General features: G+C 73.8%; 12 protein-coding genes and 5 tRNA genes. 13 read left to right on the top strand and 4 right to left on the bottom strand.

Features of this window, described 5'->3' with window-relative positions; all coding sequences use genetic code 11:
• The first annotated feature begins 43 nt into the window (after positions 1 to 43).
• From ABZ318_RS23585 to ABZ318_RS23595, 3 genes are read left to right on the top strand one after another with little or no spacing between them, the layout of a single operon-like run.
• On the top strand, positions 44 to 460 hold the full coding sequence (locus ABZ318_RS23585) for a hypothetical protein (protein ID WP_356904449.1): 417 nt from the start codon (positions 44 to 46) through the stop codon (positions 458 to 460).
• 58 nt (positions 461 to 518) lie between these two features.
• Positions 519 to 1,241 (top strand): thioredoxin domain-containing protein, encoded by a 723-nt coding sequence (locus ABZ318_RS23590; RefSeq protein WP_356904450.1) that lies wholly within the window; start codon positions 519 to 521, stop codon positions 1,239 to 1,241.
• On the top strand, positions 1,238 to 2,071 hold the full coding sequence (locus ABZ318_RS23595) for a cytochrome c biogenesis protein CcdA (protein WP_356904451.1): 834 nt from the start codon (positions 1,238 to 1,240) through the stop codon (positions 2,069 to 2,071). Before ABZ318_RS23590 ends, ABZ318_RS23595 begins: the two co-directional genes overlap by 4 nt.
• 96 nt (positions 2,072 to 2,167) lie before the next feature.
• Here ABZ318_RS23595 and ABZ318_RS23600 read toward each other — a convergent pair.
• From ABZ318_RS23600 to ABZ318_RS23610, 3 genes are all read right to left on the bottom strand, one after another.
• Positions 2,168 to 2,241 (bottom strand) — tRNA-Phe (locus ABZ318_RS23600).
• 22 nt (positions 2,242 to 2,263) lie between these two features.
• Positions 2,264 to 2,337: transfer RNA gene (locus ABZ318_RS23605), tRNA-Asp, on the bottom strand.
• Positions 2,338 to 2,376: 39 nt separating this feature from the next.
• Positions 2,377 to 2,449: transfer RNA gene (locus ABZ318_RS23610), tRNA-Glu, on the bottom strand.
• Positions 2,450 to 2,553: 104 nt separating this feature from the next.
• On the opposite strand from ABZ318_RS23610, the gene ABZ318_RS23615 reads away from it, so the two are divergent.
• The 8 genes from ABZ318_RS23615 to ABZ318_RS23650 all read left to right on the top strand — a co-directional run bounded on the left by ABZ318_RS23615 (position 2,554) and on the right by ABZ318_RS23650 (position 10,736).
• Positions 2,554 to 2,904 (top strand): metallopeptidase family protein, encoded by a 351-nt coding sequence (locus ABZ318_RS23615; protein WP_185094583.1) that lies wholly within the window; start codon positions 2,554 to 2,556, stop codon positions 2,902 to 2,904.
• A gap of 199 nt (positions 2,905 to 3,103) precedes the next feature.
• The gene (locus ABZ318_RS23620) at positions 3,104 to 3,799 is read left to right on the top strand and encodes a hypothetical protein (protein ID WP_356904452.1); all 696 of its coding nucleotides are present in this window, start codon (positions 3,104 to 3,106) and stop codon (positions 3,797 to 3,799) included.
• A 197-nt stretch (positions 3,800 to 3,996) separates the two neighbouring features.
• Entirely contained in the window at positions 3,997 to 6,300 is a 2,304-nt protein-coding gene (locus tag ABZ318_RS23625) for a DEAD/DEAH box helicase (protein WP_356904453.1), read from the top strand.
• Between the two features lie 178 nt (positions 6,301 to 6,478).
• Positions 6,479 to 6,551 (top strand) — tRNA-Lys (locus tag ABZ318_RS23630).
• Between the two features lie 263 nt (positions 6,552 to 6,814).
• Positions 6,815 to 8,209 carry a Mucin-2 gene (locus ABZ318_RS23635; RefSeq protein WP_356904454.1) on the top strand — a complete coding sequence of 465 codons (1,395 nt, stop codon included), beginning with the start codon at positions 6,815 to 6,817 and terminating at the stop codon, positions 8,207 to 8,209.
• Positions 8,210 to 8,287: 78 nt separating this feature from the next.
• Positions 8,288 to 8,521 (top strand): hypothetical protein, encoded by a 234-nt coding sequence (locus tag ABZ318_RS23640; protein ID WP_356904455.1) that lies wholly within the window; start codon positions 8,288 to 8,290, stop codon positions 8,519 to 8,521.
• 291 nt (positions 8,522 to 8,812) lie between these two features.
• A complete protein-coding gene (locus ABZ318_RS23645; RefSeq protein ID WP_356904458.1) occupies positions 8,813 to 10,117 on the top strand; it encodes a diacylglycerol kinase family protein in 1,305 nt (434 codons plus the stop codon).
• A gap of 34 nt (positions 10,118 to 10,151) precedes the next feature.
• On the top strand, positions 10,152 to 10,736 hold the full coding sequence (locus ABZ318_RS23650) for a phosphatase PAP2 family protein (RefSeq protein WP_356904456.1): 585 nt from the start codon (positions 10,152 to 10,154) through the stop codon (positions 10,734 to 10,736).
• A gap of 39 nt (positions 10,737 to 10,775) precedes the next feature.
• Here ABZ318_RS23650 and ABZ318_RS23655 read toward each other — a convergent pair whose 3' ends face one another.
• Positions 10,776 to 11,732 carry a sigma-70 family RNA polymerase sigma factor gene (locus ABZ318_RS23655; protein WP_356904457.1) on the bottom strand — a complete coding sequence of 319 codons (957 nt, stop codon included), beginning with the start codon at positions 11,730 to 11,732 and terminating at the stop codon, positions 10,776 to 10,778.
• A 185-nt stretch (positions 11,733 to 11,917) separates the two neighbouring features.
• Here ABZ318_RS23655 and ABZ318_RS23660 point away from each other — a divergent pair, with 185 nt between their 5' ends.
• Positions 11,918 to 12,412: a rhodanese-like domain-containing protein gene (locus ABZ318_RS23660; protein ID WP_123457398.1), complete on the top strand. Its 495-nt coding sequence runs from the start codon at positions 11,918 to 11,920 to the stop codon at positions 12,410 to 12,412.
• Positions 12,413 to 12,465: 53 nt separating this feature from the next.
• A tRNA-Met gene (locus ABZ318_RS23665) sits at positions 12,466 to 12,539 on the top strand.
• The last annotated feature ends 54 nt before the right edge of the window (positions 12,540 to 12,593 follow it).

The raw sequence follows: 12,593 nt of genomic DNA on the forward strand, positions 1-12,593 counted from the left end.
GCGTAGTATTTCGGGCATCTGGCCCGGACCGGAGAGGTTTCGCATGTTCCGCACCACCCGCGCGCCGGCGGCGTTCGCCGCGCTCCTGGGGCTGGTGCTCTCCTTTCTGATCTGCGGCGCCTCCGCTCCGGACGGTACGGCTCCGGTCTTCGGTACGGCCTCGGGCCCGGCCCCGGTCGTCGCCACGGCCCCGGTCGTCGCTGCGGCCCCGGTCGTCCTCGGTGCCGCCGTGCCCGTGCCCGGCTGCGACCCGGGCCGTGCCGTCGACGAGGGGGCCGCGAGCCCCGCCGTACCGCCGCGTGCGCACGGCTTCGCCGAGCTGCTGCCGGCCCTGGCCGCCGACCGGGCGACGCCTGCGGTCCGGGGGCCGGACGCGGTCGGCCCGGCCGCGCAGCCGGGCCGGGAGCCACCCGCGCGCGTGTCCCCGTCTCCTGCGGAGCTGTCGGTCATGAGGGTGTAGACGGACGGTTCGCCCCCCCGTCGCCCTCACCCTTCCGACTCCTCAGGAGCGCTTCCGCATGCCCGAGTCCAAGCCCATCGCGATCATCTCCGGGGTCGCGGCCGCCGCCGTGCTGCTCGGCGTCGTCTCGTACACCGCCACCAAGCCCTCGTCCCCCGGCGCCTCCGGCTCCTCGGCCGTCGCCGAGGTCTCCGCCGACCCCTCCGCCGGCGTCTACGCCGAACTGGAGGCGTACGCCCGCCGCGACGCCTCCGACAAGCTCGCCCTCGGCCGCGTCGACGCGCCCGTCGTGCTCATCGAGTACGCCGACTTCAAGTGCGGCTACTGCGGGAAGTTCGCCCGCGACACCGAGCCCGTCCTGGTGAAGAAGTACGTCGAGAACGGCACCCTGCGCATCGAGTGGCGGAACTTCCCGATCTTCGGCGAGGAGTCGGAGACCGTCGCCCGCGCCTCCTGGGCGGCCGGGCAGCAGGGCCGGTTCTGGGAGTTCCACGAGGCCGCCTACGCCGAGGGCGCCAAGGAGAAGGGCTTCGGGAAGGAGCGGCTGACCGCCCTCGCGACCGAGGCCGGCGTGCCCGACCTCGCGCGGTTCGCCGAGGACGGTGACAGCGCGGCCGCCCGGGAGGCCGTACGGAAGGACCAGGAGCAGGGGTACGAGCTCGGCGCCTCCTCCACCCCGTCGTTCCTGATCAACGGCCGGCCGATCGCGGGCGCCCAGCCCCTGGAGACCTTCACCCAGGCCATCGAGGCGGCCGCGAAGACGGCCAAGGCCCGCCGGTGACCTCCGGCATCGGCTACTTCGCCGCCTTCCTCGGTGGTCTCCTCGCCCTGCTCAGCCCGTGCAGCGCCCTGCTCCTGCCCGCCTTCTTCGCGTACTCGATCGACACGCGCGCGAAGCTCGTGGCCAGGACCGGCATCCTCTACGCGGGCCTGGCGACCACCCTCGTCCCGCTCGGCGCGGCCGGCTCCCTCGCCGGCCGGTTCTTCTACGGCCACCGGGACCTGCTCGTCACCGCCGGCGGCTGGCTGATCATCGGCCTCGGCGTCCTCCAGGTCCTCGGCCTCGGCTTCGCCTCCCGCCGGATCGCCGGGGCGAGCGGCCGGATCCGGCCCACCTCGGCGCTCTCCGTCTACGCCCTCGGCCTGGTCTACGGCCTCGCGGGCTTCTGTGCGGGTCCGATCCTGGGCAGCGTCCTGACGGTGGCGGCGCTGAGCGGCAGCCCGGCGTACGGCGGACTGCTCCTGGCCGTGTACGCGCTCGGCATGGCCGTCCCGCTGTTCGTCCTGGCGCTGCTCTGGGACCGGTACGAGCTGGGCCGGCGGCGCTGGCTGCGCGGCCGACCGCTCCGCATCGGCCGCTTCGAGGTCCACTCCACCTCGCTGCTCTCGGGCCTCTTCTTCATCGCCCTCGGCACCCTCTTCCTGATCTTCGACGGGACGACCGCGCTGCCGGGCCTGCTCTCGGTGGACGACTCCTTCGCCGTGGAGGAGCGGGTCGCCTCGCTGGGCCGTTCGGTGCCGGACTGGGCGCTGCTCGTCGCGGTCGTGACCGGGGTGGCGGCGGTGTTCGCGGTGCGGGGCCGCAGGGCGCGGCGGCGCGAGGAGGTCTGAGCCGTACGGGGGAGGGGCCCGCGCCCCTTCCCCGTACGGTCGCGCTCCCCGGGGAACGAAGAAGGCCCCGTTCTTTCGAACGGGGCCTTCATTCTGTGGCTGGGGCCGGGGTCGAACCGGCGACCTATCGCTTTTCAGGCGATCGCTCGTACCAACTGAGCTACCCAGCCACGAGGCCGTTCCCGACCTCAGCGATCCTGACGGGACTTGAACCCGCGACCTCCACCTTGACAGGGTGGCGAGCTAACCAACTGCTCCACAGGACCTTGCTTCGTGCGATCACTAGTCTCGCACACGGTAATGCGTGCCCCCAACGGGATTCGAACCCGTGCTACCGCCTTGAAAGGGCGGCGTCCTGGGCCACTAGACGATGAGGGCTAGAGGCTCACCTGCGCACTTCTCAGTGCGTCGGGGACGTGAGAAGCATATGGGATGCCGGCCGCTATCGCCAAAACGGTTTCCGACCGGGGGAGAATGGGCCCGTGCTGGAGATGACGCGCGAGGAGTTCGAGGAGCTCGTCGCCGAGGCCCTGGACCGGATTCCGCCTGAGCTGACACGGCTCATGGACAACGTCGCCGTGTTCGTGGAGGACGAGCCCTCCCCGGACGATCCCGAGCTGCTCGGGCTCTACGAGGGGACGCCGCTGACCGAGCGCGGCGAGTGGTACGCCGGGGTGCTGCCCGACCGGATCACGATCTACCGGGGGCCGACGCTGCGGATGTGCGAGTCGCGCGAGGACGTGGTCGAGGAGACCGAGATCACCGTCGTGCACGAGATCGCCCACCACTTCGGCATCGACGACGACCGGCTGCACGCGCTCGGCTACGGCTGAGCGGGGCGGGGGCGCGAGCGGCGCGGGCCGTGGCCGGATCGGGTGGCTTCGGCCGGATCGGGTGGCGTGGGTCGTGGCCGGATCGGGTGGCTTCGGCCGGATCGGGCGGCCGTGCGGGGGCCGTGTCCCTTGTGGTGCCTGGGGAGTTGGGCAGTGCGACGCGTTCCGTTCCTGCCTGTTGTGTCCTGGAGGTGCCCCCGTGCGCCATTTGCCCACCCCGGTGAGATGGGCCGCCACCGCGCTGGCCGTCGCGGCCTGTGCCGGTCTGAGCGGCTGTATGAGTGTGAGTGACGAGGGGGCGAAGCCGACGCCGGGCGCGTCCGGGGGGAAGCACGGCGCGGCGGCCGAGAGCGACGGTGGCGGCGGTGCCCAGGGCGGGGACGGCGGGTCCTGGAACGGCAGGCCGGAGAAGGGCGGGCCGGCCCCGGCCGGCGCGGGCAAGGCGTCCCCGGTCCCGAGCGGCTCGCCGTCGGGCACGGCGAAACCCTCGCCGGGCGCGGTGCTGCCGGTGGAGGGCCCCGGCGGACCCGGAGGGCCGTCGAAGTCGCAGCCGGCGGGCGGCGGCCACGAGGCCACGGGCGGCGGCTCCGGCGGGGGCGGAGGGAACGGCGGCGACGGGGGCAGTGGCGGCGGGGGGAACGGCGGCGGTGGCGGAGGCGCCGGAGGCCAGGACGGCGGCGGGCCCACGCCCACGCCCGAGCCGACCCCGCCGGGCCCCGAGCCGACGCCCGAGCCGACCGCCGAGCCGACGCCCGAGCCGACCCCGGAGCCGACCTCCAACCCCACCGATCCGCCGAGCTCCGGAACCGACACCCAGATGGGTGCGATGCGGGCGGCGGACGGGCCGGGAGCGCCCCCGGAGCCGGCCGCGTCCCCGCAGGTCGGGCCGGTGTGACGTAGTCCGATTTGCCACAGGTGGGGGAGGGTGCGTATGGTGGTAGATCGTTTGATCCCATTGCCCGGCGCCGACACAGAAGAGCGCCGTGTGGCGCGTACTCTCCCTAGCCGTGGCTGACCGCATTGAGGCGGTCGTTTGCGAAATCACGGAGTTGACGGGCGCGTGCCGAGACTCCGGAAGGTTTCGCATTTCGCATGTCCATTTTCAGTTCTGACCACGCCGTCATGCCCGAGAACGACGAGATCGTCGAGGCCGTAGAGGCCACCGAGACCGTCGCGATCGTCGAGGCCACCGAGCTCGACGAGATCGAGGGCGACGACACCGGCGCCGAGGCCTCCGTCGAGGAGCCCGCCGAGCCCACCCTCACCTTCGGCGACCTCGGTCTGCCCGAGGGCGTCGTGCGCAAGCTCGCGCAGAACGGCGTCACCACCCCCTTCCCGATCCAGGCGGCGACCATCCCGGACGCCCTGGCCGGCAAGGACATCCTCGGCCGCGGCCGCACCGGCTCCGGCAAGACCCTCTCCTTCGGTCTGCCGCTGCTCGCCACCCTGGCGGACGGCCACACCGAGAAGAAGAAGCCCCGCGGCGTCATCCTCACCCCGACCCGTGAGCTCGCGATGCAGGTCGCGGACGCCCTCCAGCCCTACGGCGACGTGCTCGGCCTCAAGATGAAGGTCGTCTGCGGCGGTACGTCCATGGGCAACCAGATCTACGCCCTGGAGCGCGGCGTCGACATCCTCGTCGCCACCCCGGGCCGTCTGCGCGACATCATCAACCGCGGCGCCTGCTCCCTGGAGCAGGTCCAGATCGCCGTCCTCGACGAGGCCGACCAGATGGCCGACCTGGGCTTCCTGCCCGAGGTCACCGAGCTGCTCGACCAGGTCCCGGTCGGCGGCCAGCGCCTCCTCTTCTCCGCCACCCTGGAGAACGAGATCGACAGCCTGGTCAAGCGCTACCTGGTGAACCCGGTCACGCACGAGGTCGACCCGTCCGCCGGTGCCGTCACCACCATGACCCACCACGTCCTCGTCGTGAAGCCGAAGGACAAGGCCCCGGTCACCGCCGCCATCGCCGCGCGCAAGGGCCGCACGATCATCTTCGTCCGCACCCAGCTGGGCGCGGACCGCATCGCCGAGCAGCTGCGCGAGTCCGGTGTGAAGGCCGACGCCCTGCACGGCGGCATGACCCAGGGCGCCCGCACGCGCACCCTGGCCGACTTCAAGGACGGCTACGTCAACGCGCTCGTCGCGACCGACGTCGCCGCCCGAGGCATCCACGTCGACGGCATCGACCTGGTCCTGAACGTGGACCCGGCCGGCGACCACAAGGACTACCTGCACCGCTCGGGCCGCACCGCCCGTGCCGGCCGCTCCGGCGTCGTGGTCTCCCTGGCCCTGCCGCACCAGCGCCGCCAGATCTTCCGCCTGATGGAGGACGCGGGCGTCGACGCCTCGCGCCACATCGTCGGCGGCGCCGGCGCCTTCGACCCGGAGGTCGCCGAGATCACCGGCGCCCGTTCGCTGACCGAGGTCCAGGCCGACTCCGCGAACAACGCGGCCAAGCAGGCCGAGCGCGAGGTCGCCGACCTGACTAAGCAGCTGGAGCGCCTCCAGCGCCGTGCCGTCGAGCTCCGCGAGGAGGCCGACCGCCTGGTCGCCCGCGCCGCCCGTGAGCGCGGCGAGGACCCGGAGGCCGCCGTCGCCGAGGTGACCGAGGCCGCCGAGGCCGAGGTCGCGGCCGCCGCCGTCGAGGCCGAGCGCGCCGCGAAGGCCGAGGAGCGCCGCGAGGAGCGTTCGACCTTCCGCGACGAGCGGGGCAACTTCGAGCGCCGTGACCGCGGTGACCGCGGTGGCTTCAACCGTGACGACCGCGGCGACCGCGGTGGCTTCCGTGGCGGCGACCGTGGTGGCTTCCGCCGCGACAACGACCGTCCGTCCGGTGGTTTCCGCCGCGACGACCGTCCGTCGGGCGGCTTCAACCGCGACGACCGCGGCGGCCGTTCCTTCGAGCGTCGTGACAACGACCGTCCGTCCGGCGGCTTCCGTCGTGACGACCGCCCCTCGGGCGGCTTCAACCGCGACGACCGCGGTGGCGACCGTGGTGGCTTCCGCCGCGACAACGACCGTCCGTCCGGTGGTTTCCGTCGTGACGACCGTCCGTCGGGCGGCTTCAACCGCGACGACCGCGGCGGCCGTTCCTTCGAGCGTCGTGACAACGACCGTCCGTCCGGCGGCTTCCGCCGCGACGACCGCCCCTCCGGTGGTTTCCGTCGTGACGACCGTCCGTCGGGCGGCTTCAACCGCGACGACCGCGGCGGCCACCGTGGCAGCGACCGTCCGTTCAACCGCGACCGTCGCGACGACCGCCCCGCCGGCGGCTTCCGCTCGGGCGGCGACCGCCCGTACGGCCGTCGTGACGACCACCGCGGCAGCACCGGCTCGACCGGCGGCTCCTTCGGCCGTCGCGACGACAAGCCGCGCTGGAAGCGCAACGGCTGACATCGCCTGATCCCCTGAGCCAGGGCCCGTACGAGCACTCCGGTGCCGGTACGGGCCCTGTCTCGTACCGGCACCCCGCACATCGGCCTTCCCGCCACGCCCGAGGCACGGCCGGTGTCGGATACCCGATCGGTTCCCGGCCCCTCTCGGGCTATGCTGCTCGGGTGTGCTTGTCCACGGGCCGTTAGCTCAATTGGCAGAGCAGTGGACTTTTAATCCATTGGTTGTGGGTTCGAGTCCCACACGGCCTACCGAGGGCGAGGGAGGGGAAGCCCTCCCACCTGCTGTGAAGCGCCCCACCCGGTTCCGACCGGGTGGGGCGCTTCGTCGTTCGGGGGGATCGTGCGTGAGCGGGGCTCGTGCGTGAGCGGACGGTCCGACCGGCCCGGCCGAGTCGTCCGGCACCCGGGCGACGCGGGCCCGGCCCGACGGCCGGTGCCGCTCGCCGGTTCCTGACGGGAACACAGGAGATCATGGGCGGACCGACCGGGGAAGGCACAGGGGCAGGGGAACCATGGTCACGATCCACTCATCCGCGTTGGACGGAGTCGCCCGCAATCCGGCGCTCCCCACACCGCTGCTGCTGCGCCTGCTCGCCTTCGACGGCGGCGGTGACGGTCCGCCCCGTCACGCCCTCCAGCGGGCCGGACTCCCCGAGGCGGCCGTCGCGGTGATCCTGGCCCACCCGAACCCGGGCACCCGGATCGACTTCGCGATGAGCGCCAGGGCCGAGCCCGCACAGCGGGCCCGGCTCGTGGACGACCCCTCGCCCAAGGTGCGGGCCGCTCTCGCGTACGGACCCGAGTGGCACCTCCCGCGGACGACGGTCGCGCCGCTGCCGGACGCCGTGTGCGCCCGGCTGGTCGACGACCCCGACCCTTCCGTACGCGCGGCCCTGCTGGACTCGCCCCATCTGGTGCCGTCGTTCTCGGCCTCGCTGGCTACGCACCACGATCCTGCGGCGCGCCTGGCCGCGGTGCGCGCATGGGAGATCCTGCCGCCGTACGAGCGGTCGGCGCTGCTGGCCGACCCGGACCCCGAGGTACGGCGGGCCGCCGCGCTGTGGGAGTGCCGACGGGACGCACGCGTCACCGCCGAACTCCTCCGCGATCCGGAGTCCGCCGCCGAGGCGTTGCGCCGCGGGCTCCTCGACCGCGCCGCCGCCGAACGGTGCGTCACCGAGCGGACGCACCTGGCCGCCCTCGCCGCGAACCCGTCGCTTCCCGCCGACCTCGTGGCGCGGCTCGCTGCCGACCCCGACGAGGCCGTACGGTTCGCGGTCTCCCTCAGGCCCGAGTTGGACGACACGCGGCGCATGGCGATCGACTTCACGGTCGGGGACTTCGACAGGGGGGACGGCGTGCAGTGGGTACGGGACGGGCTTGCCGATCCCGGGGTGCTGCGTCGGGCCGCGTCCTCCGCCCACCCGCTGCTCCGGCGCGCCGCCGCTCAGAGCCCCCACCTCCCGCCCGACTCGCTGCGTCTGCTCGCGCGCGTCGAGGACCCGGTGCTGGAGGACCTTCTGGGCGTTCACCACCCCGACACCCCGGAGGAGGTCCTGATGCGTGTGTTCGCGCGGCTGGGTGGGACGTTCTCCGCCTGGATGGCGGAGACGCACCCCCGCTTTCCCCGCGAGGGTCTCGCCGCGCGCTACGCGGACCACCCGGACGGGAACTATCGCCGGCTGGCCGTCCGGGACCCGGCCGCCACGCCCGAGCTGATCGAACGGCTCAGCCATGACCCCGCGGCCTGGACGCGTCAGGCGGCGGCCGGCGACCCCCGCCTCCCGCTCCACCGGCTCCGCGAGGCCCTCCACGTCCCCGAACTGGCCTCCAGCGCGGGTGCCAACCCGGCGCTCCCCGAGGACGAGATGGCAGCCGTCCTGGACCGGGCCGGCGTTCCTGCCTGACCGTTGAACAGAACCGCCCCGCTCCCCTACGGGTCGGCCGGGGCCATGGGACGCCGCGTCGTTCGAAGGTGAGGGGCAATGGCCGCAATCGTCTTCTTCCGGAAGGTCTCCGAGGACGGGGAGCTGGTCCGCTACGCGTTCGGAGACGATCCGGACGGCTTTTCGCGGCACCTGACCATGGACAGGGAATCCCGCACCTCGTCGGCTGACGACGGCCGGACGGACTACTCGTTCGCCAAGGCGTCCCGGAAGATCAACGCCATGCGCGAGGAGCGGGGCCAGTGGCCGGACCGCGGCATGAGCGTGAGCTGACCGACCCGTCGCGCCGGCGGGCGAGGGCCTCACCGACGAGGCGGTGGTCACGGTGCCGGCGCGCGGAGGACCGGCTGTCGGGGAGTCGTCGGGCGTCTGAGAACCTTCCCCGGGTTCCTGCCGTCCTGTTCCCCGGGGGCTCTCACCTCCGAACGGGCCCGTCCCGGGGGCGGGTAGGGAGAGCGTGGGGAAACGTGGACGCGGAGTGCGGAGGTGGGGTCGGTGACGGCGAGCGGTTCCGGTGATCCGGCGGGGGAGGCCCAGCGGCTGGCCCGCTGGGCGCTGATCGCCATGGCGGTCGCGGGCGTGGCCCTGCTGGCCGCGCTCGGCAGCGGTCCGCTGGTCCTGTTGAGCGGGATCGTGGGGCTCGCGGCCTCGGCCGTCGGCGTCTGGTGGTTCCTCGCGCACCGCGGGCCGCTGCGGCTGCTCGGCGCGGTGCTCGCGGTGGCCGCGCCCCTCGCGACCCTCTACCTGTACGTCGTCGGGGGCGTCTGGGTGAACGCCCTCGTGGCCCTGGGACTGTGGGGCGTGGCGCTGTCCTGCGCCCGGTCAGCCCTGCGCCGGCCGGAGGACGAGCGGGACGCGCTGATGCGGGGCGAGTCCGTCCCCCCGCCCCGCCGGCCCGTCCTGATCATGAACCCGAAGTCCGGCGGCGGGAAGGTCGAGCGGTTCCGGCTCGTCGAGCGGGCGGAGGCGCTCGGCGCCCGGGTGATCCTGCTCGATCCGTCCGCGCCGGCCGATGTCGCCGGCCTCGCGCGCAAGGCCGTGGCGGAGGGCGCCGATCTGCTCGGGGTGGCCGGCGGCGACGGCACGCAGGCGCTGGTGGCCGAGGTCGCCGCCGAGCACGACCTGCCGTTCCTGGTCGTGTCGGCGGGCACCCGCAACCACTTCGCCCTGGACCTGGGCCTCGACCGCACCGATCCGTCGCGGTGCCTCGACGCGCTGCGCGACGGCGAGGAGCTCCGGGTCGACCTCGGCGACGTCGCCGGGCGGCCCTTCGTCAACACCGTCTCCTTCGGGGTGTACGCGGACGTGGTCCAGCGCCCCGAGTACCGCGACGCGAAGGCCGGCACCGCCCTCGACGCCCTGCCCGATCTGCTCCAGGGCGGTGAGGGCGACCGTCTCGACGCGATCGCCGACTCCACCCCGCTCACCGCGCAGCAGGCGCTCCTCGTCAGCAACAACCCGTACGCGGCGCCCGATCCGTTCAGTACGGTCGCCGCCCGCAGGACGCGTCTCGACGGCGGCGAGCTCGGGGTGATCGGCGTCCGGGTGGACGGGGCCGCCCAGGCGGCGGAGCTGGCCGTCCTGGGGAACCGGGCGACCGGCCTGAACGTCCTGACGGCCCGTAAGGTGGAGGTCGGGGGCGGTCCCGGTGCGGGCGCCGTCATCTCCGTCGCCGTGGACGGCGAGGCGCTGACCCTGCCCACGCCCGTGGTCTGCACCCTGCGTCCGCGCGCCCTGCGGGTCCTCGTGCCCCGCGACCGGCCGGGGTCGCCGGTGCCCCCGCCGCCCCTGGACTGGCGGCGGCTCACCCGGCTGGCCTTCCCCGAGGAGCCGGGCCGGGGCGCCCCGTGGGGCCCCCGCACCCCTTGAACCCCCGTACCACCGAACACGCTAGGAGCGGCGCATGACGGACGACACGACGACGACCGGGACCCTCCGGGCGGTCCTGCACGACATCCGGGCCGTCGACGGTGCCGTGTACGGCGCGGTGGCCGCGACCTCCACGCCCACGCTCGACACCGCGCTCCGCCGGCTCTCCACGGCGGCGAACCACTCCAAGATCTCCTTCTCCGTCGCGGCGGCCCTCGCGCTGGTGCCCGGCCGGCCGCGGCGGGCCGCGCTCGCCGGGGTCGGGGCGATCGCGGTGGCCTCGGCCTCGGCGAACCTGCTGGGCAAGCGGCTGGTCCGCAGGCCGCGGCCGGACCGGGAGGCGGCCCGGGTGGTGGTGGGCCGTCACGTCCCGATGCCGACCTCGGCGTCGTTCCCCTCCGGGCACACCGCGTCGGCGGTCGCCTTCGCCACCGCCGTGGGGTCGGTGCTGCCGCCCCTGTCGCTGCCCCTCGCGGCCCTGGCGTGGACCGTGGGCTACTCCAGGGTCCACACCGGCGTGCACTACCCCGGCGACGTCGCGGCGGGCGCCCTCCTCGGCGTCGCGAGCGCGGGCGTCTCCCTGGCGGCCGGGAGCTGGTGGGCCGCCAGGGAGAGGTGACCGGCCGTCAGGCGGTGACGCCGGCGGTGCGGGACGGGATCAGTACGTCGCCCGCGCCAGGTCCTCCTCCGTGAAGCCGAGCGCGGCGATGCGCTCCGGGTCCGCCAGGACGTGCAGCGCGACGATCCGGTCCCCGGAGATCGTGAACGTCATGAGCGAGTCCGGGCGGCCCTCGACGACCGACAGGACCGCGGGCTGGCCGTTGGCCACCACCCGCAGCGCGCCCGTGCGGAACTTCGCGTACGTGAGGGCCTGCGTGATGACGGCCTCGGCGCCCCGGACGACCCTGGAGACGGCCGCGAGGGTCCTGCCGCCGTCCGCGCGCAGCACCACGTCCGGGTCGAGGACGGCGAGCAGCCCCTCGAAGTCGCCGCCGTGCGCCGCGGCGAGGAAGGCGTCGGCGATCTCCCGCTGGCGCCGGGCGTCCGGGCCGGGGGCCGGGGTGGCGTCCTGGACCCGGCGGCGGGCGCGGCTGGCGAGCTGGCGGGTCGCCGCCGGGGTGCGGTCCACGATCTTCGCGATCTCGTCGAAGGAGACGGCGAACATGTCGTGCAGCACGAACGCGAGCCGCTCCGCCGGCCCCAGGGTGTCCAGGACGACGAGGAGCGCGAGCCCGACGGATTCGGTGAGTTCGGCCGCGTGCTCGGGGTCGGTGGTGTCGGCGACCCGGACGACCGGGTCGGGGACGTAGTACTCCAGCGGGTCCTCGCGGCGCGAGCCGCGCGAGCGCAGCATGTCCAGGCAGACGCGGCCGACGACCGTGGTCAGCCAGCCGCTGAGGTTCTCCACCCCGCTGACGTCGCTGCGGCTGAGCTTGAACCAGGCCTCCTGGACGGCGTCCTCGGCCTCGCTGAGCGAGCCCAGCATGCGGTAGGCCACCGCCCGCAGATGGCCGCGGTCGGCATCGAAGCGCCGGGCCAGGAACTCCTTGTCGAGCCCCTGGCCGACTGCCGTTTCGTGGTCCACTCGTCGATCTCCCCGTTCGCGTCCCGTCATGTCGTCATGACGGATGAAACCCCGCCGATGTGACACGGACACCGGCGGCGGAACCAGGCCGCGGGGTCCCGCTACGTGAGATCCCCGCCGTCTCGTGGCGAACGCCCGGGATTCCCCGGCCGATGCCCCCGATCGCCGTGAATCCCCACTTCAGCACGGTGATCTTCGTCCGTAGATTGATCACCATGACGACGACAACGCCGCAGGTCAACCCCGTGCTCCGCACCCCGCCGGCCTCCCCCGCCGCCGCGGCCGCCTACTTCTCCGCCAGCCTCGCCTTCCACGCCGACGTCTCCGACGTGGCCTCCGCGCTCGCCACCGCCGCCGCCGAGGGCACCGACCCGGGCTTCGTGGTGATCGACTCCCGGTCCACCGCCTCCTGGGACCAGGGCCACGTCCCCGGCGCGGTCCACCTGCCGACCGCGCTCATCCCCGAGCAGGCCGAGCAGCTGCTCGACAAGTCCGTGCCGGTCGTCACGTACTGCTGGGGCCCCGGCTGCAACGGCGCCACGCGCGCCGCGCTGGCCCTCGCCGAGCTGGGCTTCCAGGTGAAGGAGATGCTCGGCGGCTTCGAGTACTGGGTGCGCGAGGGCTTCGCGTACGAGACGTGGGAGGGGCCCGCGGAGAAGGCCGCCGACCCGCTGACGGCGCCGGTCGACTCCGACGACTGCGGGTGCTGACGGAAACCGATTTCGTGATCGCCCCGGTCATGCCGTACAGTCGTGTTTACCGACGCGGGGTGGAGCAGCTCGGTAGCTCGCTGGGCTCATAACCCAGAGGTCGCAGGTTCAAATCCTGTCCCCGCTACTCAGTAGCAACGAAGGCCCGGATCCAGTCACTGGATCCGGGCCTTCGTCGTGT

This window comes from Streptomyces sp. NPDC006197, assembly GCF_040613865.1.
Taxonomy (GTDB): domain Bacteria; phylum Actinomycetota; class Actinomycetes; order Streptomycetales; family Streptomycetaceae; genus Streptomyces.

Bases quoted from the DNA above. Each gene is read 5' to 3' on its own strand.
- ABZ318_RS23655 (WP_356904457.1), bottom strand. From the start codon at position 11,732: ATGACGGGACGCGAACGGGGAGATCGACGAGTGGACCACGAAACGGCA.
- ABZ318_RS23625 (WP_356904453.1), top strand. From the start codon at position 3,997: ATGTCCATTTTCAGTTCTGACCACGCCGTCATGCCCGAGAACGACGAG.
- ABZ318_RS23590 (WP_356904450.1), top strand. From the start codon at position 519: ATGCCCGAGTCCAAGCCCATCGCGATCATCTCCGGGGTCGCGGCCGCC.
- ABZ318_RS23650 (WP_356904456.1), top strand. From the start codon at position 10,152: ATGACGGACGACACGACGACGACCGGGACCCTCCGGGCGGTCCTGCAC.
- ABZ318_RS23640 (WP_356904455.1), top strand. From the start codon at position 8,288: ATGGCCGCAATCGTCTTCTTCCGGAAGGTCTCCGAGGACGGGGAGCTG.
- ABZ318_RS23660 (WP_123457398.1), top strand. From the start codon at position 11,918: ATGACGACGACAACGCCGCAGGTCAACCCCGTGCTCCGCACCCCGCCG.
- ABZ318_RS23635 (WP_356904454.1), top strand. From the start codon at position 6,815: ATGGTCACGATCCACTCATCCGCGTTGGACGGAGTCGCCCGCAATCCG.
- ABZ318_RS23645 (WP_356904458.1), top strand. From the start codon at position 8,813: ATGGCGGTCGCGGGCGTGGCCCTGCTGGCCGCGCTCGGCAGCGGTCCG.
- ABZ318_RS23585 (WP_356904449.1), top strand. From the start codon at position 44: ATGTTCCGCACCACCCGCGCGCCGGCGGCGTTCGCCGCGCTCCTGGGG.